The sequence below is a fragment of the Draconibacterium halophilum genome, assembly GCF_010448835.1.
GTDB classification, from domain to species: domain Bacteria; phylum Bacteroidota; class Bacteroidia; order Bacteroidales; family Prolixibacteraceae; genus Draconibacterium; species Draconibacterium halophilum.
Genome location: NZ_CP048409.1, coordinates 681,991 through 703,173 on the forward strand (window position 1 = coordinate 681,991; position 21,183 = coordinate 703,173).

Below are 21,183 nucleotides of genomic sequence, written 5' to 3' on the forward strand. Positions count from 1 at the left end.
AAGGATTGAACCCTCGGTATTTTCAACTTACACAGTTTATAAGCTATTTCTTTTTTTTATGCTCATATTATACTTTATTCTTCTAAATGATTAGTACTGAAGTAAGCCATTTCCTGAACAATTTTTCCTTCATCATCAAATGAGTGCGACAACATTAGTGGCATTACCACTTTTTTTCCACTTTCCTCTTCGGTGTACGAATAATTCCACCACGAATAAACCACGTAACCGTTATTCAGTTCATAAAAGATACAATCCGGATAACCGATTTGCTCGAAGTGTATGTCTTTTCTTGTGTCAAAATGATTGGTAACATCTGCGGTTCTTTCTTCCAGATTCATACTTTTATCCCAGCCGCCTGCCAAACTAGTAAATGTTACGTCCTCAGAAAAGAATGATTTCGTAGCTTCAATATCTTCGGCAGCATAGGCGTTTAACAGCTTTCGTACCGTTGCTATGTGAGGATGGTTAATGTAAACATCTCCATTTTCGCGGGTAGTTTGTGCATTTCTAATGTCTTCAAAAACATTATTATTATAGTATTGAATAAAAGTTTTAATTTTTCCGTCGTCGTCAAAAGCATATAAACAGTGAACGTGCAGATCCAGGTTTATGCCTGTTTTTTCGTGGGTTCCGGTAAACGTTAACCAGTCTTGTACCCACATATTTCCCTCGTCATATTCAATGGCATCGGGATAAGCACCGGGCGTATCTTCAATGTTAAAATTTATGAAGTTATCCGTCCACCAACCTGTGTTTTCGCCAAACACCTCTGCGGTTGTTTGCCAGTCGTTGCCATTTCTAATAACCATTAATGAGTCGGCAAAAAAGGTTTTAGCCTTTTCTTTGTCGCCATTTTTAACGGCTTCCCAGAAAGCTTTTGTTTTGTCAATGGTTTCGTGTTCGTTAAACACAGTGCCATTTTTCTTTTGAGCGATTGATGTGCTTGCAAGGAGGGTTAAGATCATCAAAACAACAAAATTTTTCATAATGTAATCTTTAGTTAATTATTTAAAAAAATGCTGGTCTTATTTCACTTAACTTATTGGACTCTATTATACAATTTACGTATTACTAAGATAAAACGAAAATAAAAATGATGTAAGGATCAGAAATACAGGATTGTAGGGCTTTTGTGAGAAATGCTTTGTATTTTATAACAGAAGTAAGGTGCTGATATTTAATGCTATAAAAAACAAGGATTTGAAAATAGTATAATAAAGAATTGTCAATTGATTTTCAGATAACTGAATTATTTTGCTCATATATCTGACATTAACAAAGAAGTAAGCTCGCCTGATGTTTTTTAGTCCAACAATTTCCTTTATTTTTAGAGAAGTATTAAATCAACTAAACTATGCTAAACAAGTCTCGAAGAAATTTCATAAAAACCTCCGCTTTGGCGGGAACAGGTTTATTTTTTTTATCTCCAAAAATTTATGCTTGGGAGAAAATGCAAAACGTTAATTCAATGAAGGGGAAGAATGTACTTTTCGTTTATGGGGCTGGCCCAACCATGAACCCAAAGAATCGGTAGATGTATTTGTTCCGTGGTTACAGTCGGAGGGAGCCGAAGTAATTGTTTCTGATAGTTTGGACAGTTATCTGGATGAAAATTTGATGCGTTCTGTTGATCTGATTATTCAGACGTGGACAATGGGGACGATTACAAATGAGCAATTAAAAGGACTGTTGACAGCCATTAAAAACGGAGCCGGTTTGGCTGGTTGGCATGGTGGAATTGGCGATTCTTTCCGAAATAATCCCGGATATCAGTATATGGTTGGCGGGCAGTGGGTAGCGCATCCCGGCGGCGTAATTGATTACTCTGTACAAATTACCGATAAACAGGATCCTGTAACGAAAGGATTGGATGATTTTAAAGTGCATTCCGAGCAGTATTATTTGCATGTTGATCCTAACGTAAAAGTTTTGGCAACAACGCAATTTACATCAGAACATGATTCGTGGATTGACGATTGTGTGATGCCGGTAGTTTGGAAAAAATATTATGGCAACGGACGGGTATTTTATTCTTCGTTAGGACATGTGATGACTGATTTTGAAGTTCCCGAAGTATTTGAAATTATGAAACGAGGTATTCGATGGGCAGCAGAAAGTAAATACGCCCCAAAAGAAAAGTGGGTGAGCCCGGTATATAAGTAAGAATATCAGATTTGTAAATGATTTATTTCAAACACATTCTTATAATTCTTGCTTCATTTTCATTGGTGTGTTCTGTTCAAGGCCAGAATAATGAGGCTAAATTAAGGTTTGAGGCGGTTTTTGGAGAAGAGAATTCAGAAGCGTTAACAAGCCTAGTTAATTTGTTTGAATTATCACTTAAAACAAAATATTCAAACAATATTGATGTAGCCTATCGATTTTATCTTACAGAAATTGAATCAGGTAAAAGTCCCGCAATCTGGCATAAGGAAGAAAAACACAAATGGGTAAGAAAATATCTCGTTGATACTGAAGTGTGGAATGAGATCTGGTTAAAAGCTGATTCGGTTTGGATGGAAGGAAATGAATGTTGTTGCAAGTATCGTTATAACGATTTTGCACGTGAGACAAGATCATTTTCACTTTCCGGGGATACTGTCTGTTCTTGTGAGGTCCTGCCTAATAAATATGGGCTGTATTTTGATGCTTTGAGAGTTGCTTCTCAATTTGATGAGAATGTTCGTGATTATTTGGAAGCCGTTGAAATTGCCGGTGTCATTTCGCCATCTGTATTGGCTTCAGGTTTGTCCTCTGAGAATACAAAATATTATCATGAGTACTTTGCAAAAAGATTCATTCTGCTTGGTATTTATTTGAGGGGTATTGGATTGAATAAAAAACCGCTCTTTTTACAAAGAACGGTTTCTGAATATTTTTCTTAAAAAGGTTTATCCGTTTAGTGCTTCAGCACCACTTACAATTTCCAGAATTTCTCCGGTAATCGATGCCTGGCGAGCCTTGTTGTATTCCAATGTAAGCGAGCCAATCAAATCAGTGGCATTATCGGTGGCCTGGTGCATGGCCGTCATGCGGGCACCGTGTTCAGCTGCGTTGGAATCTAGTAAAGCCTTGTAAAACTGAATTTTAAGTGAACGAGGAATGAGCTCCTTAATAATGTATTCTTTTGATGGTTCGTAAATAAAATCGTAATTACCATCATCGTCTTCTTCTTCCATTTCAACCGGAAGAAATTGCTCTGCAGCCTGCACCTGAACTGCAGCATTTTTAAACTGGTTGTATACCAGTTCAATGCGGTCGTAATGTTCGTCGGCAAACGATTTCATACATTCTTCGGCAACTCTCGAAACGTTTTCAAAAGTAAGTGCGTCGAACAAGTCATTTTCGTCGGCCACAACTTTGTACCCGCGGTGTTTTAACTGGCGGACTCCTTGTTTTCCAATACACATAAAATCGAGGTTGCCCAATTGCAATTGTTGTGCATATTTTGTGTTAGCTACCTCAACGGCCTTTTTGGAGATATTGCTGTTAAAACCACCGCATAAACCACGGTTTGAAGACACCAGAATCAGAAGCACCTTTTTTGGTTCGCGTGTATGCGTATAAACTGAATCTTCAACATTTTCAAGGCTGGCACTCAAAGAAGTAAGAATCTGGTGCAATTTATCCGCATACGGTCTGATCTGTAAAATGGCATCCTGTGCCTTTTTTAATTTGGCAGCCGAAACCATTTTCATGGCACTGGTTACCTGCCGCGTTGTTTTTACCGATGCTATTCGAGTGCGTATTTCTTTTAATCCAGCCATATTTAGGAATGTTGGAGTGTCAGAATATTGGAGTGATAGAATTGTTCCATTCTACTATTCCTATATTCTAATCATCTCATATTTATTTATATTTTTCCGCTGTTTCTGCAGCTACTTTTCTAATCGTGGTTTCAATTTCCGGTGTCAGTTTGCCGGTTTTCAGTTCATCAAGAACCGGGCGGTGTGACATTTCCATCGTTTCCAGAAAGTCGGCTTCGAACTCTTTAACTTTTTCTAATGGAACATTACGAAGCAGCTCATTGGTTCCGCAATAGATAATAGCTGCCTGGTGCTCAACTTTAACCGGTGAATACTGTCCCTGTTTTAGGATCTCCACGTTTTTACGTCCCTTGTCGAGCACACGCATTGTTGCGGCGTCAAGATCGGAACCGAATTTGGCAAACGCTTCCAATTCGCGGAACTGCGCCTGGTCGAGTTTTAATGTTCCCGAAATCTTTTTCATCGATTTAATCTGAGCACTACCACCAACACGCGATACCGAGATACCCACGTTAATCGCCGGGCGAATACCCGAGTTAAACAAGTTCGATTCGAGGAAGATCTGTCCATCGGTAATTGAAATTACGTTGGTTGGAATATATGCAGAAACGTCGCCGGCCTGTGTTTCAATAATAGGAAGTGCCGTTAACGAACCTCCACCTTTTACTTTGTCTTTCAAACACTCCGGTAAATCGTTCATGTTTTTAGCCACTTCGTCCGATTCGATGATTTTTGCTGATCGTTCCAATAAGCGTGAGTGCAGGTAGAAAACATCACCAGGATAAGCTTCACGGCCCGGTGGGCGACGAAGCAACAGCGACACCTCACGATATGAAACGGCTTGTTTTGAAAGGTCATCGTAAATAATTAATGCATGACGACCTGTATCGCGGAAATATTCGCCAATGGCGGCACCTGCATACGGTGCATAAAACTGCAATGCTGCAGGATCTGATGCGGTTGCCATAACAATTACTGTATAGTCCATTGCACCTGCTTTTTCAAGCGTGGCGGCAATGTTTGCAACCGTAGAACCTTTCTGGCCAATTGCTACATAAATACAGTAAACCGGATTTCCTCGTTCGTAGAATTCGCGTTGATTAATAATGGTATCAATAGCCACTGCTGTTTTTCCCGTCTGACGGTCGCCAATAATCAACTCACGCTGACCGCGGCCAATGGGAATCATGGCGTCAACAGCTTTTAATCCGGTTTGAAGCGGTTCTTTTACCGGCTGACGAAAAATCACACCCGGCGCTTTGCGTTCCAAGGGCATTTCAAAAAGTTCGCCGTTTAAGGCTCCTTTTCCGTCAATTGCTTCGCCAATGGTGTTTACCACGCGGCCAAGCAAGCCTTCACCTACATTAATTGATGCAATTCGGCGCGTACGTTTTACCGTGTCGCCTTCTTTTACTTTTTCTGAAGACCCCAATAGTACAACACCAACGTTGTCTTCTTCAAGGTTTAACACAATACCTTTTATGCCGCTATCGAATTCGATCATTTCGTTCGATTCAACGTTCGAAAGTCCATAAATACGGGCGATACCATCACCAACTTGTAATACGGTGCCAACTTCTTCCAGTTCGGCAACCGATTTAAATCCTTCAAGTTGTTGCTTCAGAATTGCAGATACTTCAGCAGGTTTTATATTAGCCATGTTCTATTATTTTTTGCTTGTCGCTATCGTTTATAATTCGGTTTCTAACAAGGTTTGTTTTACTTTTCGCAATTGGGTTGCCACGCTGGCATCGTACTGTTTATCATCAAGGCGCAATACCAAACCGCCAATAATTTTGGTGTTTATCTGCGCGGTTAATTCAACTGTGGCCTTCAATTCTTTTTCAAGTAGTTCTTGTATCTTTTTAAGTGTTGAAGAATCAACCTCAGAAGCAGTTGTCAGCATTGCCGATTTAATATTGAGGTCTTTTCGTGAAAGATCCAGAAAATTGCGGCAGATGCCGGGAATGTGCTCTTCGCGTTTGTTTTGAATGATTAGCAATAAAAAGTTAAGACTGATCTCTTCAATCTTGCTTTCGAAAATACTTTTTATCAGGGCTGCCTTTTTTGATGATTTTACGATCGGGCTTTCCAATAAAAGAATAAAATCTTCTGATGCTTTGGAGACATTCAGAACCAACTGAATATCGGCTTTTAATTTATCAAGTAATTTTTTCTCCTTAGCTGTTAAAAAGAAAGCTTTGGCGTACCGTACATTTATTGTGCTTTGGTCCATACTTAATTCAGCTTGATGTCGTCGATTAAACCGTCAACCATTTTTTTCTGTTCGGTTTTGTTGCTCAATTCCTTGCGAATCACTTTTTCAGCAATACTTACCGAAAGTTCGGCTATTTGTTTTTTAATTTCGCTTAAGGCAGCCGTTTTTTCAGCTTGGATTTGCTGGCGTGCCTGAGCAATGGTTTTTTGCACTTCTTCAGTGGCTTTATCTTTCGCTTCGGCAACAATTTTATCCTTTAATTCTTTTGCCTCTTTCAGAATTGCTTCTTTTTCGCGTCGTGCTTCAGCAATAACTTTTTCGTTATCGGCTTTTAGTCCGGCTACTTCTTTTTTTGCTTCTTCAGCCGAGCTTAATGCAGTAGAGATCGACTCTTCCCGTTCTTTTAAAGCAGCAAGAATTGGTTTCCACGCAAACTTCTTCAATAGAAAAAGTACGACCCCAAAAGCGATGACCATCCAAAAAATGGTGCCCGTATTTGGCATTATTAATTCCATAATCTAAAATTTTAAAGTGGCAACTGCATCCCGGGCAATCCCCGGGATGGTTGCCAAAGTTTTTTGCTACACAAAAATGATAAGCACACAAACAATTACGGCAAAGAAGGCAACACCTTCAATTAAAGCTGCCGAAACAATTAGGTTTGACCGAATATCACCGCTGGCTTCAGGTTGACGAGCAATAGCTTCCATGGCACTGGCACCAATTTTCCCAATGCCAATAGCAGCAGCAAGCGCAGCCATCCCAGCTCCTAATGCGGCACCTAGTTCAGCTCCACCTACTTTTGCGGCCATTACATCTGATGATGCTGAGGTCATCACTTCCGTTGCTTGTAACAATACTGATAAAATAGCTGATAACATAGCTTTTAATTTTAAATATTAATGATGATCTGCTGTCGCCATTCCAAAATAGAGTGCCGACAACAGTGTAAAAACATAAGCTTGAATAAATGATACTAAAACATCGAGTAATAATATAAATACCGAAAAAAGAATGGACACCGGGCTTACCCCAAGACCTACCGCTGTTCCGAACTGGCTGCCAAATACAAAAATAAGCCCAATAAATACGGTAACAATCAGGTGCCCCGCCATCATATTTGCAAAAAGCCGGATCATTAAAACAAATGGTTTTGTAATTACACCCGAAAGCTCAACGATAGGCATTAAGGGAATTGGGAATTTTAGCCACCACGGTACGTCGGGGTTGTAAATTTCTTTCCAGTAATGTTTGTTGCCATTAATTGCGGTAACAAAAAAGGTAAACAAGGCTAACACCATTGTTACCCCTATGTTTCCTGTTACGTTAGCTCCAAATGGCGGAACTGGTATCAATCCCATGATGTTGTTAATCAATATAAAAAAGAACAGGGTTAACAGAAACGGCATAAATTTTTCGTATTTCTGATCGCCGATGGCCGGTTTTGCCACTTCGTCGCGAATAAAAAAGATAATCGGTTCCAATAAATTTTGTATGCCCGTTGGTGCTCTGCCAACATTTTTCTTTGCCAATTTAGCTACTGAAAATACCAGCCATAATAAAATGATTATGGATACAAATATGCCGGCAACTGTTTTTGTTATTGAAATATCGATGGGTGCACCAATCTCCTGTCCATACGCATCCACTTCAACCACTTTGCCTTTAAATTCTTCGCTTTCCGAAATCTGAAATCCTTTGTAAGCGCTGTGCCCGTGGTGGAATTTAGAAGACATAAAAACATGAAATGCTTTTCCTTCGTGTAATTCCGGTTGGTTGCTGTAAACTATTATCGGAAGAGGTATGCTAATGTGCTTATCGCCAAAAGATGCAATGTGCCAGTCATAAGAATCGGATACGTGGTCGATCACAAATTCTCCAGCATTGAATTCTTCTTCAAGGTGTGTGTTTGAAGTATGTGCATCGCTTTCATCTGAATGACTTTCTGTTGTGTGTGTGCTTTCTTCCTCCAGCCCGTGCTGAGCCTGAAGCTGGCCATAACTTAATAAGAAAAAGGCAAAGAATATAAAGATGGCTTTAGTAAGCTTAAGCATGGTTTATTCCGTTTATCTTTGTTTTAACTTCTCTGTATACATTTGAAACAAGCACTTCCTGACAGGTATTATACCAAGTTGTTAAGACGTAATTTTCTTCATGAATGTTCACAAATTTAAAAGATTTTTTGAGCTATAAATGCAAAATGCAAGTTTTCATCATATAATTAATAATATTAGGAGTTCATTTGGTGTGTCAAAAGGGGAGGAAGCGTTAATTTATTTTTTGCCTGCCGATTTGGTTATTCTGGTAATTTCAATTACTTCAAAAAAAGTGTAGATAAGGTAGAGTAGCATTAAACAAATAACAAATGGTAGGGCATTTTTTTTATCAAATACCATGTAAACAACTGCTAATACCGAATATCCAAGTAGTTTTAGCGTGGTGATGAGCATATAACTGCGGGTAAATTTTCCAAGATCTTTTTTTGCCATTTTCAGCAGGTATGCATGAATGCCCATTGTTGTGAGATAGAAGAAGAGCAACAGGAACGGAAGCACCTGAATGTAGTATTCAGGGAAGGCCAACGAAAATACTAACCCGCTAATTATAGCAATGGCGAGCGTTATTCCTGTAAGTTTTACGATGAAAGATTTCATTTTCTCTTTGGCTTTTTAGATTTGTGATCTGTCCTTAAAAGGCTTTTCGTCCCATAAACGATGGACACAACAACACCAAATATAACCAAAGCAAGCGTAAATCCTTTAAACTCGTTGTGCATCCATTGGTCGATTTTATAGCCCAGGAAGGTAAAAACTCCTATAATGGCCATCATTTCGAATCCCAGACTGGAATAGCGAATAAAAGAATTAGTTTTTTGGGTTGTATACGGTTTTTTCTTTTTCATCTTTCTTCGCAGGTGCACTGGCTCCTCCCATTGCGCAGGTTCCGGTAAAAGTTGCACCGGGTTCTACTGCCAGTTTGCCGGCAATAATATCGCCTTCAATTTTTGCCGAGGCTTTCATATTTAAAAGCTCATCAACAGTTACTTTGCCTTTTATAAAACCGGCTATTTCAACATTGTTGCATTTTACTGTGCCTTCGATTTTGCCTTTTGGGCCGATTACAACTCTTCCTTTTGCTTCCAGGTTGCCAACAAGTTGGCCATCAATACGAATATCACTGTTTGCAGTAATGTCGCCTTTAATGAGTGTACCTTCGCCTAAAATATTGATTGCCTGATCGGGGGTTTCGCCAAACGTTCTTGCGTTTTGTTTTGCCATGGTTCTTTCTTCTTAACGGTCCATTTAAATTGGGTGCTTGAAGATACAATAAAATGAATCTTCAGCAAAAAAATGATTTAGCCTGATTAATTCATTCTTATGAATTAATTACCCGCAGGGCTGACGAAATAATTGTGTTTCAATTATTTGTCAGGGCTTACCTTGACATTGAAAATCCTCAAATCCATTTATTCAGGGCATGTATCCTGCAGATTTTCAATCGTCAACACTTTGTGTGAAAAATTGAATCAACTTTTCAGGTTAGAATCACCAAACTTAGAACGGCGATGTTCAGAAGATGTTGTTTGCTTTTATTCCGAATCGTAAGCCCATTTTAAATAGGTGCTTCCCCAGGTAAATCCGGCACCAAAAGCAGCAAGAATAATGTTGTCGCCTTTTTTCAATTTCTTTTCGTAATCCCACAAACAAAGTGGAATTGTGGCAGCTGTGGTGTTTCCGTACTTTTGGATGTTAATCATCACCTGATCTTTGCTTATTCCCATTCGCCGGGCTGTAGCTTCAATAATGCGCATATTAGCTTGATGTGGAACCAGCCAGGCAACATCTTCAGAGCTAATGTTGTGCTTTTGCATAATCTCAACAGCAACATCGGCCATGCTTGAAACGGCAGCTTTAAAAACGGCCTGTCCTTCCTGGTACAAATAGTGTTCTTTGTTTTTCACGGTTTCTTCGGAAGCCGGTTTTAACGATCCGCCTGCTTTTATGTGCAGGTGATGACGGCCCAAACCATCAACTCGATTGATGTAGTCGATAACACCAACATCTTCGGTGGTTGGTTCAATTAATACAGCAGATGCTCCATCGCCAAAAAGCGGGCAGGTGGTACGGTCTTTATAATTTATTATTGCCGACATTTTTTCGGCTGCAACGATTACAACTTTTTTATAACGCCCCGATTCGATGAATTGTGTTGCGGTAGACAAAGAGAAGATAAACCCTGAGCAGGCAGCATTTAAATCAAAACTCCAGGCGTTATGAATATTTGTTTTGTGTGCAATTATATTGGCTGTGGCCGGCAGGTTCATGTCGGGCGTAATGGTCGCACAAATCAACATGTCAATTTCATCGGGCGATGTGCCGGTTTTTTCCAGCAAATTTTCTACTGCGCGCGCTCCCATGTCACTGGTTGCTTTTCCCTCTTCCTTTAAAATCCTTCGCTCCTTGATCCCGATTCGTTGCATGATCCATTCGTCCGACGTGTCAACCATTTTGCTGATTTCGTCGTTTGTTAACCGGTATTCCGGGAGGTAGGCTCCAACTCCTGTAATTGCTGCCCTGATGTTAGCCATTATTCAAATACAAATTTTTGTTTACTGAAAATATATGTTCTGGTCTTTTTTAAAACCGGGGTTAAATGTAGAGCGATTTGTAAGACACAGCAAAGAAATACCAACAGATGTGGCATGCGAAGGTGAAAAAATGTTCTAGGAGGCAGAACAATTTATAACATTGTTCGAAAAATCAGAAAATAATAAATGGGAATATGCATGTACAAAAAATCCATCTTCGGAAGATACCAAAGATGGATTTTTGTTAGTTAATACCGGAAGTTCCGGATGTTAATTTAACTACAATGCAATTTCTTTTTCAATTACTTGTTTTCCTCTGTAGTAACCACATTCAGGACAAACTGTGTGGTATTTTACAGTAGTTCCACAATTTGAACAAGTAGCCAGAGTAGGGGCAGTAGCTTTGTAATGCGTACGTCTTTTATCCCTTCTCGATTTCGAAATTTTATGCTTTGGATGTGCCATTGTTATGTATTTTTAATTATTATTTTTTAAATTTTTTAGTGCAGCCCAACGCGGGTCAATTTCTTCTTCTTCATTTTCGTCCGCTTCATGCTGCGTTATGTTGTTTAATCTATCAATCATTTCCTGGTTACAGCTGTTTTCTCCGTTTTCATCTGGATGAACATGCCGCAAAGGAATACTCAATGTAACGTATTCGTACATGATTTGAGCTAGGCTGATGGCGTGTTCCTCGGGTAATATCCAAATTACATTTTCGCCTTCGTCAAACTCATCTTCTTCGCCAAATTTTACAAACAATTCGGTTTCTAAAGACACGTCTTGCGGATAATTGTCAAGGCAGCGGTCGCAAACAAGCTCTAACCATCCTTCGAGTGCAAAGCTTAATTTCAGAAATGCACTTCGTTTTTCAAGTTCAACTTTTACGTTAACCTTGCCTTTGTCAACCAGACTCTCATCAAAATGCTCAAAGAACTTATCGTTTACCTCAAATTGGTAATCGTGCAGGCCTTCGTTAAGACCTTTAAACTCAATATTGTATTTGCTTTTCAAGCTCACGATTCCAAAAAGTGGATGCAAAAGTATAAATTATTTATTAACAGTTAAAGAAATTGTAGAAATATTTCAAATTTCTTTCCATATCAAAACAGTTAAATCTTAGTCATTTGCACGAATGTGTGGTATCAAATTTTTGTTTGTCGCCGACAGATCAAACACGAGTGCGGCATAATGGTATTATTCTGAATAGTGGATTCATCGAAGGAGCTCAATTACCGCTGATACAAACTCATTTTATTCCAGGTTTGATAAACTGATTGAATGACAATGGTAGATGCTCTATTTGTTCAGAATAATTCTAAATGTAGTTCCTTTTCCCGACTCCGACCATTTGATGAAAATTTTACCGCTATGGTAAATCTCAACTATTCGTTTGGCCAAAGACAGACCTAATCCCCAACCACGCTTTTTGGTTGAGAAGCCGGGGTGGAAAATTGATTTCTGATGATTTTTGGAGATCCCACAACCGGTATCGGTAAGGTCAATAGTTACCTGTTTATCTTTTTCTTTTACATTAATTGTAATGGTGCCGTTATTTCCCATGGCATCAATGGCATTTTTGCATAAATTCTCAATTACCCACGAAAACAAGGCGCCATTTAATGGGGTTTCAATGTATGCGTTAGTGTCGTAGTTTTGTTCAAATTTTACTTTGGCAGATGAGCGTCGTTTCAGGTACGACACGGCCGAGTTTAAAACCTCAATGAGGTTAACGCGGAGCAATTCCGGCTTCGATCCGATTTTTGAAAAGCGTTCCGTAATCCGTTCCAGGCGGGAAGTGTCTTGTTCCAATTCTTTTATCAGGCTTGGGTCAACATCTTTTAATTTTAGCAACTCTATCCATGCCATCAGCGAAGATATGGGCGTACCTAGTTGGTGTGCTGTTTCTTTCGACATGCCTACCCACACCTGGTTTTGCTCGGCTCGGTTGGTGGCCAGAAAAGCAAAATAAGCAACTAAAATAAAGATGATTATAACAACCAGCTGAATGATAGGATACAATTGTAGGTTTCGCAGGATAGATGATTCCCGGTAGTACAACATCAACTCATAACCATCACCCAAATCGATGGGTATTGGGGCTGCATAATCCTGCATTTTTTTTAGTTCGCGGTTGAGTACTTCTTCTTTTCTGTCTTCGCGATAAGTAATGTTTCGGTCGGTATTAAATGTTCCGTCAGGATTTAATATCAAGATGGGGATGGTTGTGTTTTTCTCACTAACCATATTCAGGAACTGGAGGTAGCGTGTTTGAAGCTGGCTCAGTTGCGGAGAGGTGATATTTATTCCGGCTTCGTTAATCCCTTTAATCGCTTCGGCCCAAATCTCAACTTTGTTACGTTCTTCGGTGGCCATTTTTTTGGTCAGCCAGTTGGTGTAAAGTAAAGAAGCTACCCCGATAAGTACAGCAATAATGAGAAGTAAAATTTTTCCGCGTCGTCTTTTAAGATAAATGTCCAATGCAAATGGTTTTTAAGTACACTCTTCAGAACGACTTAAAGATAAAAATATTATACCGATAAGTGGAATGGTAGAATGTGAGAATAGTTGAATATTGGAATTGGAATGAGCGAGTGCTGTTATGTTATACGATTTTTGTTTTGCCAACTAATTCCTTCACCGTACGAACAATGCCTTTTGCATCAATGCCACATTCGTTATAAAGCTCTTCGGGTGTTCCGTGTTCGACAAATTTATCGGGTATTCCCAGAATTTTTATTTTATTGGTGAATCCGTTTTCAGCCATAAACTCCAATATCGCACTTCCAAATCCACCCTGGATGGCACCATCCTCAATGGTGATTATCTGGTCGAAATTGTGCATAATTTCGGTAAGCATCTCGGTGTCGAGAGGTTTAACAAAACGCATATCGTAATGGGCAGCCGAAATTTCTATTTTAGCCAGACTTTTTACAGCTTGTTGAGCAAAGATTCCGGTTTTTCCAATCGACAACAAAGCAATATCGTTGCCATCGCTTAATTTGCGGCCTTTGCCAATTTCAATTTTTTTAAATTCCTTTTGCCAGTCTGCAATTATTCCGCAACCACGCGGATAACGAATCGAAAATGGTTGTTTATTTTTCTCCAGCTGCGCGGTGTACATCAGGTTACGCAACTCAATTTCGTCCATTGGTGCCGATACAATCATATTCGGAACCGAACGCATATAAGCAATATCAAAAACACCGTGATGCGTTGGTCCGTCTTCTCCTACCAAACCTCCGCGGTCGAGGCAGAAAATAACAGGCAAGTTTTGGATGGCTACATCGTGTATGACCTGGTCGTAAGCGCGTTGCATAAAAGTGGAGTAGATATTACAGAACGGAACCATTCCCTGAGCTGCAAGCCCGGCCGAAAATGTAACAGCATGTTGCTCTGCAATTCCTACATCAAAAGCACGATCAGGCATTTTTGCTATCATTTTGTTCATGGAGCAACCTGTGGGCATTGCCGGAGTTATTCCAACTATTTTTTTGTTTTTTTCAGCCAACTCCAATAAAGTGTCGCCAAAAACATTCTGGAATTTTGGTGCTTGATCAGCTGCGCAATCACATTTGTAAATTTCGCCGGTTTCTTTATCGAAAATACCCGGAGCATGCCATTTGGTTTGGAAAAGTTCGGCCTGTTTAAAACCTTTTCCTTTTTGGGTAATAACGTGTAAAAGTTTTGGCCCGGGAATATCTTTCAGATCCTTCAGTGCGTTGGTTAAATAGTCAACATCGTGCCCATCGATTGGTCCAAAATACCTGAAGTTGAAAGCTTCAAAAAGATTATTCTCTTTCAGGATCATGTTTTTTAATGCATGTTGGTTTTTCTGAATAAATCGGCGTGCTTTTTTTCCAAATCCATCCAGTTTTCCAAGTCCTTCCCAAACGTCGTGTTTCATTCGGTTGTAGGTATCCGATTTTGCAATGTTTAGCAGGTATTTATTCAAGCCACCAACACTTGGGTCGATGGCCATATTATTGTCGTTCAGAATTACCAGTATATCGGCGTTTTCGCCTCCTGCGTTGTTTAATGCTTCAAAAGCCATTCCGCCTGACATTGCTCCGTCGCCAATAACAGCAACCACTTTTCGTTCTTCTTCACCTTTAATTCTAGAAGCAATGGCCATTCCTAAAGCTGCCGAAATAGAGGTTGACGAGTGGCCAACACCAAATGCATCGTATTCGCTTTCTGTGCGTTTTGGGAATCCGCTAAGTCCTTTAAATTTTCGGTTGGTGTCGAATTTGTTTCGCCTGCCGGTAAGTATTTTGTGTCCGTAGGCCTGATGTCCAACATCCCAAATCAGCTGATCGTAAGGGGTATTGTATACGTAATGCAGGGCTACTGTTAGCTCCACAACGCCCAGGCTGGCTCCAAAGTGCCCGGGATTTGTTGAAACCACGTCAATAATATAATTGCGCAACTCCCGACACACATCTTCGAGTTGGTCAACCGGTATTTTTTTTAGATCGTCGGGATTGTTTATTAATTCGAGCAGTTTCCCCTTCACATCATCCATTTTTCCAAAAGTTGTTGAAACAATAACAACTGTTCTGCCACAGTTTGTTCACTGCAAAAGAAATAAAATTACTTGTAATAAAGCATGAGATACTCGATGTTATATAAATGTATTGATCTGAACGAGGCCTTCAAGGGTTAGCATCGGCTCGCAGGCCTTAATGTTTTTGGTTAAGGGAGCAATTACAGAACTAAGCCCTCCGGTGGCTACAACAGTAAGTGAGACATGAAGCTCTTTTTCAGTTCTTTCGATCATCGAATCAACTAATCCGGTGTAGCCGAAAATTATTCCCGATTGAATGGCATGAATGGTGTTTTCACCCAGTACTGATGGCGGAGGAACAATGTGTATTTGTGGTAATTGCGCTGTTTTTCCGGCAAGCGCCCCAACGGCTGTGTGCAAACCGGGAGCAATAGCCACGCCCGATATTTCCGAGTTTTGCCCGATGGTGGTGAAAGTTAATGCGGTGCCAAAATCGATAACCATGGTATTGTTCCCATATTTTTGAAATGCGGCTGTGGCATTGGCAACAAGGTCGCTTCCAATTTCGTAAGGATTGAGAACTTTTATAGGCAAGCGATTGTAAATGTCGGGATCCAGGAGGTTAATAACGGCATTGTCAAAAAGTCCGGTTAACATTTCGCGGAAAGGATGAACAAGAGAAGGCACAACACTGCTTAAAATTATCCGGGAGATATCAGTGCGGCAGATTTTTCCTGCAGTTAGTAACGAGCGGAAAATAACTTCGTACTCGTCGGCGGTTTTCAGCTGGTCGGTTTGAATGCGCCAGTGGTTAACCCATTGCTCATCATTATGGATTCCAAAAACAATGTTTGTGTTCCCGATGTCGATTGCCAGTAACATAATTCGTATATTAAGTGTTCAAAAGTACCTTTTTCTGGTATCAGTTGCGAATGATTGCGGGTTTTTGAGCCATTATGCCCTGTTGTTTTCTAAAAAATTAATATTAATTTTAGAGCTATCACTAACAAGAGTTCTGAAACCATGCAAGGGAGAAAAAATCCATTAATATTTCTGATCGAAGACAGCACCGTTTACAAAGATCTAATTGTCGGTTACTTGCAATCGAAAAAGTTTTCGAATCTGAAAATATTTAAGAACGGAGAAGAATGTCTCAGGCACATTCATTTAAACCCTGATGTTATAATTTTAGATTATTCATCGGAAGGAATTAACGGTTTGGAGCTTATGCTTCAGGTGGAGCGCGAAAATAGCCAAATCGATTTTATTTTTTTGAGTGCGCAAAACAACGTGGATATTGCCGTTAGAATTATGAAACTGGGTGCCGCCGATTACCTTGTAAAAAATGATCAGGCTCCCAAAAAACTGGTTGAATCACTTGAGCGTTTAAAAGAGTCCACCACGCGCGAAAAGAAAAGCTATGGTTTTAAAGTGGGAGTAATCGGATTTTTTATTTTGTTGTTCCTAATCATTATGGTCATCACTTTTTTATCGGTCTTTTTCGATATGGGATTGTAGCCAGGTATTTTCAACACTTTTTTATATGCGAAATGTCAGCCTGTTAGATTTAATATGCTGAACATATTTCGAAAAATACTACCTTTCGAACTTCATCAAATTAAGAAGAAATGGCATTTGTTTCGGTATTAAAAAAATACAACCGCAGTTTTTGGGTAGCTAATACTATTGAATTATTTGAACGTTGGGCATGGTACGGCTTTTTTATGCTCTTTGCCAATTACCTTACCGGATCGGCAGATATGGGAGGACTGGAATTCTCGCAGGAACAAAAAGGTATGATAATGGGTATTGGTACCGGAATCCTTTATTTCCTGCCGGTAATTACGGGGTCTATTGCAGATAAATATGGTTACAAGCGCGTGTTGTTTATTGCTTTTTTTGTGTATACCACTGCGTTTATATTGCTACCGCAATTTGATACATTTGCCGGAGTCTTTGCCATGTATCTTTATTTGGCATTGGGCGCTGCACTTTTTAAACCGGTAATTTCAGCAACAATTGCCAAAACAACTACTGATGAAACAGCATCAATTGGGTTTGGTATTTTTTATATGATGGTGAATATTGGCGCCTTTTTCGGGCCATTGGTTACCTTAATTTACAAAGGACAGTCGGAGTTAATTTTTTATATCTCTGCCGGGATTGTAGCCTTAAATTTCATTCTGTTGATTTTTTACAAAGAGCCTGACCGAACAGTTAATACCGACTCAATTTGGGTGTCTATCGGAAAGGTCTTTACCAATATTGCTTTGGTAATAAAGGATTTTAAGTTTGTTCTGTTTCTTGTTATTGTAGCCGGTTTCTGGACCATGTATAACCAGCTTTTCTTCACACTGCCGGTTTTTATTGCCCAGTGGGTTGATACCAGTGCTGTTTACAATTTCTTCCACCAGTACCTGCCATTTTTTAGCGAAAATTATGGAATTGCCGAAACCGGGCAAATGGAGGCTGAGTTTATTACCAATTTTGATGCAATGTTTATTATTATATTTCAAATTATTGTGTCAACCATTGTAATGAAATGGCGTCCGTTGCGCTCCATGATGTCGGGATTTTTGGTGTGTGCCATTGGTATGGCGCTGACGCTTTCAACTCAGAATGTCATGTTCACGCTTGTAGCAATTTATATTTTTGCCATTGGAGAAATGGCGGGTTCACCAAAAATTACTGAATACATTGGGCGAATTGCACCAATCGATAAAAAGGCACTTTACATGGGCTATTCATTTATCCCTGTATTTTTGGGCAACGTGTTTGCCGGAATTATTTCGGGGAATGTATACGGAGGCATGTCGGATAAAAACGTTTTTGTGCGGCAGGAGGTGGCTGAAAAAGGCATTCAATTAGCTGACGGACTTACACAAAATGAATATTTTAATGCAGCTGCACAAAAAATGGGAATGACTCCTGCAGAACTTACCAATCAGTTGTGGGATAAATATAATCCGTCGCAAATATGGGTGGTGATCCTGATTATAGGGCTGGCAGCTGTTGTAGCGCTGTTTTTATACGATAAGTTTATAATGAAAGGGAAGCGGCAATAATAAGATTGTTGCTCAACATCGAGTTGTTGAAGATCAATGGGTTTGGTTGTGTTTTGTTGAAACTTCCAATTAATATCCAATATAGAATAATCAAATTTTAAATATTGGAATTGAATGTCCGCAATTAGTCACAACCAAGACGTCACCCTGAACTTGTTTCAGGGTCTTTCTCTCAAGCAACTGGTTACTATATGCGAAAGATGCTGAAACGAGTTCAGCATGACGTGCTAAATACTAATTATGACGTAGAACGGATATTCATTATTGGAAATTGGGTATTGAACATTCAATATTGGAAGTTCTTCTTTTTTGTATCTCCCAAAATTGCCAATACCCAATGTTCAATTTAGAATATCTAATGGAAATTAGGGAAAACTCTATAGATTAAACTGTATTGGTAATTTCTTGTGTCGTTCGTATCTTGAAACATAAAAATCAATGATATGAATGAAAGAAAATATGATCTTGAAGAAAGATTAATTGATTTTGTGTTAAAAGTTGATGAAGTAATTGAGAAGCTCCCGAAAACCAGAATGGCAACTCATATTACAGGGCAACTGATACGATGCAGCACCTCTCCTGCTCTAAACAATGGAGAAGCCCAGGCTGCTGAATCGCAAAGAGACTTTATTCATAAAATGCAGATCATTTTGAAAGAGTTGCGAGAAACAAAAGTTTGTCTAATGATTATTAATAGGAAGAAATACTTGAAAGAGAATGATGTTTTTCCAGCCTTAAAAGAGAATGAAGAATTACTGGCTATTTTTGCGAAAAGTGTCAAAACAGCCAAGTCCAAGCTTTAGCTTTCATTTAAAACTTGTTGGAAATTGATTATTGAACATTCAATATTGGGAATTATTTTGGGTATGCCTCTATCCGTTGACGTATTTTCTTTCAAAAATATCCAATAATCAATATTCAATTTAGAATATTTAACGGAATTTTTGGGAATTGGAAATTGATCATTCTACATTGGAAATTCTTGTCAGTAGTTTTTTATTGTTTTAATATCCAATATCCAATATCCAATACTCAATGTAGAATGTTCAATTTATTTCTGGGACTTGGATATTACGTCACTATATAACGCCACGGTTTGCTAATCCAGGGTTCGCCGGCATAGTCTATTCCTACGCGAGGAGCGGTTATATATTTGGACTTTGTCCCCGCATCTTCAACCCATATTCGTTCAGAAGTAGCCAGGTTTTCGCCATAAAATGATTTATTGAGTTGCAGTGCCCGGCCAACTCTTCCCGGTCCTGAAATTCCTTCCACTCCGCGAATTAGCACGGCAGAGGAATCTCCCGCCTTGCCGGTAACAAAATTTAGCATCCAGTACATTCCGTAAATCAGGTAAACATATACCAATCCTCCTTCTTCAAACATTACTCTGGTTCGTGGCGTTAAGCCTTTGTTGGCGTGGCACGCTTTATCATCGCCTCCGCGATAGGCTTCCGTTTCAGTAATTCTGAATTTCACAATCGTGCCGTCGTCAAAATGTCTTACCAACAATTTTCCCAGTAAATCGGGAGCGACCTGGGTTACTTCGCGTTGGAAGAATGAGTTTGGTATGCAATTCCAGTTGACTGTCATGTTTCATTTTTATGAAAGTAGAAATATGCAAAATAAATACGGAACAGCTTACCCTGTGCACTAACCTGAAAAATTTATAAATTTTTCACATGAAGTGTTGACGATTGAAAATCTGAATGATACGTTGTTTGACTTATGGTTTAGTAATTTTCAATGTCAAGGTTAGCCCTGACAAATAATTGAAAAACAATTATTTCGTCAGCCCTTCGGGCGATTAATTCAGTTTTGTGAATTAATCAGGCTAAATTTATACTTTTATAGTTTATTAGAAATAAGCTAAACGGAATGCAAACCATCCTCATGTCGGATATTTACGGGCAGTACCTTACTATGAAAGCTGAAATTGATGAGGCTATTCAAGAGGTGATTAAGTCTACCCGCTTTATAAAAAGTGGTAAGGTGCTTGATTTTGAAGAAAAATTGGCCGACTACCTGAATACCAATGTCGTTGCATGTGGAAATGGTACAGATGCTTTGCAACTGGCTTTTATGGCTTTGGATTTAAAGCCGGGCGATGAAGTAATTACCACTCCTTTTTCGTTTGTATCAACCGTTGAAGTGTTGGTGCTGATGGGACTAAAACTTGTTTTTGTTGATGTTTGTCCGGATACTTTTAACATTAATGTTACGCAAATTGAAAATGCCATTACCACCAAAACCAAAGCAATTTTACCGGTGCATCTTTTTGGTCAGTGTACCAATATGGAAGCGATTTTGAATTTGGCCGGAAAGCATGAATTGTATGTGGTTGAAGATGCATGCCAGGCACTGGGAACCGACTACCTATTTAGTTATGGTACGCGAAAGAAAGCCGGAACCATGGGGCACATTGGATGTAATTCGTTTTTTCCGTCAAAAAACCTGGGAGCTTTTGGCGATGGCGGTGCGGTTTATACCAGCAACAAAACATTGGCTGACAAGATTCGTTCCATAGCCAGTCACGGCATGAAAGCCAAATATGAATACGAACGGATTGGGATTAATTCGAGGCTCGACAGTATTCAGGCAGCCATTCTTGAGGTGAAGTTGAAGTATATTGGTAAGCATATAAAAGCCAGGCAAACGGCGGCCCGGTTTTATGATGAGCATTTACAGGGTTTGCGCGGAATAAAAATTCCTGGCAGAACTGAATTTAGTACGCATACTTTTCATCAATATACTATTCAAACAGATGATCGGGATGAGTTAAAAAGGTATTTGGATGCAAAGGGAATTCCATCGATGGTGTATTACCCAAAAGCACTGCACCTGCAGGAGGCTTATAAAAGTTTGGGATACCGGGAAGGCGATTTCCCAGTTGCTGAGAAATTAACGCAAACCGTATTGTCGCTGCCAATGCATACGGAGTTGGATGAGGAGCAGTTGGGGTATATTGTTGAAGCAGTTAAAAGTTTCTCGCAAAGGCGCAGAGACGCAAAGAAGAATTAAGTTTCTCGCAAAGA

At 39.5% G+C, this 21,183-nt stretch carries 23 protein-coding genes and 1 pseudogene; 7 read left to right on the plus strand and 17 right to left on the minus strand.

From position 1 onward, the window contains the following. Nucleotides 1-74: 74 nt before the first annotated feature. Nucleotides 75-989: a nuclear transport factor 2 family protein gene (locus G0Q07_RS02580; RefSeq protein WP_163344614.1), complete on the minus strand. Its 915-nt coding sequence runs from the start codon at nucleotides 987-989 to the stop codon at nucleotides 75-77. Between the two features lie 368 nt (nucleotides 990-1,357). Between G0Q07_RS02580 and G0Q07_RS21240 the strand changes: the two genes are divergently transcribed. From G0Q07_RS21240 to G0Q07_RS02595, 3 genes and pseudogenes are all read left to right on the plus strand, one after another. Further along, nucleotides 1,358-1,537: a twin-arginine translocation signal domain-containing protein gene (locus tag G0Q07_RS21240; protein WP_203532655.1), complete on the plus strand. Its 180-nt coding sequence runs from the start codon at nucleotides 1,358-1,360 to the stop codon at nucleotides 1,535-1,537. After that, nucleotides 1,516-2,166, plus strand: a pseudogene (locus G0Q07_RS02590) (ThuA domain-containing protein); the annotation flags it as partial. The gene G0Q07_RS21240 and the pseudogene G0Q07_RS02590, both read left to right, overlap by 22 nt. Nucleotides 2,167-2,183: 17 nt before the next feature. Continuing rightward, complete coding sequence (locus G0Q07_RS02595; RefSeq protein WP_163344615.1) at nucleotides 2,184-2,888, plus strand: hypothetical protein; 705 nt, start codon at nucleotides 2,184-2,186, stop codon at nucleotides 2,886-2,888. A 6-nt stretch (nucleotides 2,889-2,894) separates the two neighbouring features. Here G0Q07_RS02595 and atpG read toward each other — a convergent pair whose 3' ends face one another. The 15 genes from atpG to G0Q07_RS02670 all read right to left on the minus strand — a co-directional run bounded on the left by atpG (nucleotide 2,895) and on the right by G0Q07_RS02670 (nucleotide 15,965). Beyond that, on the minus strand, nucleotides 2,895-3,770 hold the full coding sequence (atpG, locus tag G0Q07_RS02600) for an ATP synthase F1 subunit gamma (RefSeq protein WP_163344616.1): 876 nt from the start codon (nucleotides 3,768-3,770) through the stop codon (nucleotides 2,895-2,897). Nucleotides 3,771-3,852: 82 nt separating this feature from the next. After that, nucleotides 3,853-5,430, minus strand: coding sequence for a F0F1 ATP synthase subunit alpha (atpA, locus tag G0Q07_RS02605; RefSeq protein WP_163344617.1), 1,578 nt, complete (start codon nucleotides 5,428-5,430; stop codon nucleotides 3,853-3,855). Nucleotides 5,431-5,460: 30 nt separating this feature from the next. Beyond that, nucleotides 5,461-6,006, minus strand: a complete 546-nt coding sequence (gene atpH / locus G0Q07_RS02610) for an ATP synthase F1 subunit delta (protein WP_163344618.1) — start codon at nucleotides 6,004-6,006, stop codon at nucleotides 5,461-5,463. A gap of 2 nt (nucleotides 6,007-6,008) precedes the next feature. After that, nucleotides 6,009-6,503 (minus strand): F0F1 ATP synthase subunit B, encoded by a 495-nt coding sequence (locus G0Q07_RS02615; protein WP_163344619.1) that lies wholly within the window; start codon nucleotides 6,501-6,503, stop codon nucleotides 6,009-6,011. A gap of 66 nt (nucleotides 6,504-6,569) precedes the next feature. Next, nucleotides 6,570-6,869 carry an ATP synthase F0 subunit C gene (gene atpE, locus G0Q07_RS02620; protein WP_246222973.1) on the minus strand — a complete coding sequence of 100 codons (300 nt, stop codon included), beginning with the start codon at nucleotides 6,867-6,869 and terminating at the stop codon, nucleotides 6,570-6,572. Between the two features lie 18 nt (nucleotides 6,870-6,887). Continuing rightward, a complete protein-coding gene (atpB, locus tag G0Q07_RS02625) occupies nucleotides 6,888-8,042 on the minus strand; it encodes a F0F1 ATP synthase subunit A (RefSeq protein WP_163344620.1) in 1,155 nt (384 codons plus the stop codon). A 219-nt stretch (nucleotides 8,043-8,261) separates the two neighbouring features. Further along, nucleotides 8,262-8,642, minus strand: a complete 381-nt coding sequence (locus G0Q07_RS02630; RefSeq protein WP_163344621.1) for a hypothetical protein — start codon at nucleotides 8,640-8,642, stop codon at nucleotides 8,262-8,264. Further along, complete coding sequence (locus tag G0Q07_RS02635) at nucleotides 8,639-8,890, minus strand: AtpZ/AtpI family protein (RefSeq protein ID WP_163344622.1); 252 nt, start codon at nucleotides 8,888-8,890, stop codon at nucleotides 8,639-8,641. The genes G0Q07_RS02630 and G0Q07_RS02635 overlap by 4 nt, the downstream gene beginning before the upstream one ends. Beyond that, nucleotides 8,853-9,266: a bactofilin family protein gene (locus tag G0Q07_RS02640; RefSeq protein ID WP_163344623.1), complete on the minus strand. Its 414-nt coding sequence runs from the start codon at nucleotides 9,264-9,266 to the stop codon at nucleotides 8,853-8,855. Before G0Q07_RS02640 ends, G0Q07_RS02635 begins: the two co-directional genes overlap by 38 nt. A gap of 311 nt (nucleotides 9,267-9,577) precedes the next feature. Further along, on the minus strand, nucleotides 9,578-10,576 hold the full coding sequence (locus tag G0Q07_RS02645) for a beta-ketoacyl-ACP synthase III (RefSeq protein WP_163344624.1): 999 nt from the start codon (nucleotides 10,574-10,576) through the stop codon (nucleotides 9,578-9,580). A 279-nt stretch (nucleotides 10,577-10,855) separates the two neighbouring features. Beyond that, nucleotides 10,856-11,041, minus strand: coding sequence for a 50S ribosomal protein L32 (gene rpmF / locus G0Q07_RS02650; protein ID WP_163344625.1), 186 nt, complete (start codon nucleotides 11,039-11,041; stop codon nucleotides 10,856-10,858). A 12-nt stretch (nucleotides 11,042-11,053) separates the two neighbouring features. Next, nucleotides 11,054-11,617 carry a YceD family protein gene (locus tag G0Q07_RS02655; protein ID WP_163344626.1) on the minus strand — a complete coding sequence of 188 codons (564 nt, stop codon included), beginning with the start codon at nucleotides 11,615-11,617 and terminating at the stop codon, nucleotides 11,054-11,056. 258 nt (nucleotides 11,618-11,875) lie between these two features. Further along, nucleotides 11,876-13,057, minus strand: coding sequence for a sensor histidine kinase (locus G0Q07_RS02660; protein WP_163344627.1), 1,182 nt, complete (start codon nucleotides 13,055-13,057; stop codon nucleotides 11,876-11,878). A gap of 124 nt (nucleotides 13,058-13,181) precedes the next feature. Beyond that, nucleotides 13,182-15,101, minus strand: coding sequence for a 1-deoxy-D-xylulose-5-phosphate synthase (dxs, locus tag G0Q07_RS02665; RefSeq protein WP_163344628.1), 1,920 nt, complete (start codon nucleotides 15,099-15,101; stop codon nucleotides 13,182-13,184). Nucleotides 15,102-15,200: 99 nt separating this feature from the next. After that, nucleotides 15,201-15,965, minus strand: a complete 765-nt coding sequence (locus G0Q07_RS02670) for a type III pantothenate kinase (protein ID WP_163344629.1) — start codon at nucleotides 15,963-15,965, stop codon at nucleotides 15,201-15,203. Nucleotides 15,966-16,106: 141 nt separating this feature from the next. Here G0Q07_RS02670 and G0Q07_RS02675 point away from each other — a divergent pair, with 141 nt between their 5' ends. From G0Q07_RS02675 to G0Q07_RS02685, 3 genes are all read left to right on the plus strand, one after another. Continuing rightward, nucleotides 16,107-16,601: a response regulator gene (locus G0Q07_RS02675; protein ID WP_163344630.1), complete on the plus strand. Its 495-nt coding sequence runs from the start codon at nucleotides 16,107-16,109 to the stop codon at nucleotides 16,599-16,601. 110 nt (nucleotides 16,602-16,711) lie between these two features. Beyond that, a complete protein-coding gene (locus G0Q07_RS02680) occupies nucleotides 16,712-18,148 on the plus strand; it encodes an MFS transporter (protein ID WP_163344631.1) in 1,437 nt (478 codons plus the stop codon). Between the two features lie 443 nt (nucleotides 18,149-18,591). Continuing rightward, nucleotides 18,592-18,951 (plus strand): four helix bundle protein, encoded by a 360-nt coding sequence (locus G0Q07_RS02685; RefSeq protein WP_163344632.1) that lies wholly within the window; start codon nucleotides 18,592-18,594, stop codon nucleotides 18,949-18,951. Nucleotides 18,952-19,219: 268 nt separating this feature from the next. Here the strand turns inward: G0Q07_RS02685 and G0Q07_RS02690 are convergent, their stop codons facing one another. After that, nucleotides 19,220-19,741: a DNA-3-methyladenine glycosylase gene (locus G0Q07_RS02690; RefSeq protein ID WP_163344633.1), complete on the minus strand. Its 522-nt coding sequence runs from the start codon at nucleotides 19,739-19,741 to the stop codon at nucleotides 19,220-19,222. 285 nt (nucleotides 19,742-20,026) lie between these two features. Between G0Q07_RS02690 and G0Q07_RS02695 the strand changes: the two genes are divergently transcribed. Continuing rightward, complete coding sequence (locus G0Q07_RS02695; protein ID WP_163344634.1) at nucleotides 20,027-21,169, plus strand: DegT/DnrJ/EryC1/StrS family aminotransferase; 1,143 nt, start codon at nucleotides 20,027-20,029, stop codon at nucleotides 21,167-21,169. The last annotated feature ends 14 nt before the right edge of the window (nucleotides 21,170-21,183 follow it).

Excerpts from the sequence above, each read along its gene's own strand:
- G0Q07_RS21240 (WP_203532655.1), top strand. The coding sequence starts at position 1,358 with ATGCTAAACAAGTCTCGAAGAAATTTCATAAAAACCTCCGCTTTGGCG.
- rpmF (WP_163344625.1), bottom strand. The coding sequence starts at position 11,041 with ATGGCACATCCAAAGCATAAAATTTCGAAATCGAGAAGGGATAAAAGA.
- atpH (WP_163344618.1), bottom strand. The coding sequence starts at position 6,006 with ATGGACCAAAGCACAATAAATGTACGGTACGCCAAAGCTTTCTTTTTA.
- atpG (WP_163344616.1), bottom strand. The coding sequence starts at position 3,770 with ATGGCTGGATTAAAAGAAATACGCACTCGAATAGCATCGGTAAAAACA.
- G0Q07_RS02615 (WP_163344619.1), bottom strand. The coding sequence starts at position 6,503 with ATGGAATTAATAATGCCAAATACGGGCACCATTTTTTGGATGGTCATC.
- G0Q07_RS02640 (WP_163344623.1), bottom strand. The coding sequence starts at position 9,266 with ATGGCAAAACAAAACGCAAGAACGTTTGGCGAAACCCCCGATCAGGCA.
- G0Q07_RS02630 (WP_163344621.1), bottom strand. The coding sequence starts at position 8,642 with ATGAAATCTTTCATCGTAAAACTTACAGGAATAACGCTCGCCATTGCT.
- G0Q07_RS02685 (WP_163344632.1), top strand. The coding sequence starts at position 18,592 with ATGAATGAAAGAAAATATGATCTTGAAGAAAGATTAATTGATTTTGTG.
- dxs (WP_163344628.1), bottom strand. The coding sequence starts at position 15,101 with ATGGATGATGTGAAGGGGAAACTGCTCGAATTAATAAACAATCCCGAC.
- atpA (WP_163344617.1), bottom strand. The coding sequence starts at position 5,430 with ATGGCTAATATAAAACCTGCTGAAGTATCTGCAATTCTGAAGCAACAA.
- G0Q07_RS02695 (WP_163344634.1), top strand. The coding sequence starts at position 20,027 with ATGCAAACCATCCTCATGTCGGATATTTACGGGCAGTACCTTACTATG.
- G0Q07_RS02595 (WP_163344615.1), top strand. The coding sequence starts at position 2,184 with ATGATTTATTTCAAACACATTCTTATAATTCTTGCTTCATTTTCATTG.
- G0Q07_RS02680 (WP_163344631.1), top strand. The coding sequence starts at position 16,712 with ATGGCATTTGTTTCGGTATTAAAAAAATACAACCGCAGTTTTTGGGTA.
- G0Q07_RS02580 (WP_163344614.1), bottom strand. The coding sequence starts at position 989 with ATGAAAAATTTTGTTGTTTTGATGATCTTAACCCTCCTTGCAAGCACA.
- G0Q07_RS02635 (WP_163344622.1), bottom strand. The coding sequence starts at position 8,890 with ATGAAAAAGAAAAAACCGTATACAACCCAAAAAACTAATTCTTTTATT.
- atpB (WP_163344620.1), bottom strand. The coding sequence starts at position 8,042 with ATGCTTAAGCTTACTAAAGCCATCTTTATATTCTTTGCCTTTTTCTTA.
- atpE (WP_246222973.1), bottom strand. The coding sequence starts at position 6,869 with ATGTTATCAGCTATTTTATCAGTATTGTTACAAGCAACGGAAGTGATG.
- G0Q07_RS02690 (WP_163344633.1), bottom strand. The coding sequence starts at position 19,741 with ATGACAGTCAACTGGAATTGCATACCAAACTCATTCTTCCAACGCGAA.
- G0Q07_RS02645 (WP_163344624.1), bottom strand. The coding sequence starts at position 10,576 with ATGGCTAACATCAGGGCAGCAATTACAGGAGTTGGAGCCTACCTCCCG.
- G0Q07_RS02675 (WP_163344630.1), top strand. The coding sequence starts at position 16,107 with ATGCAAGGGAGAAAAAATCCATTAATATTTCTGATCGAAGACAGCACC.
- G0Q07_RS02670 (WP_163344629.1), bottom strand. The coding sequence starts at position 15,965 with ATGTTACTGGCAATCGACATCGGGAACACAAACATTGTTTTTGGAATC.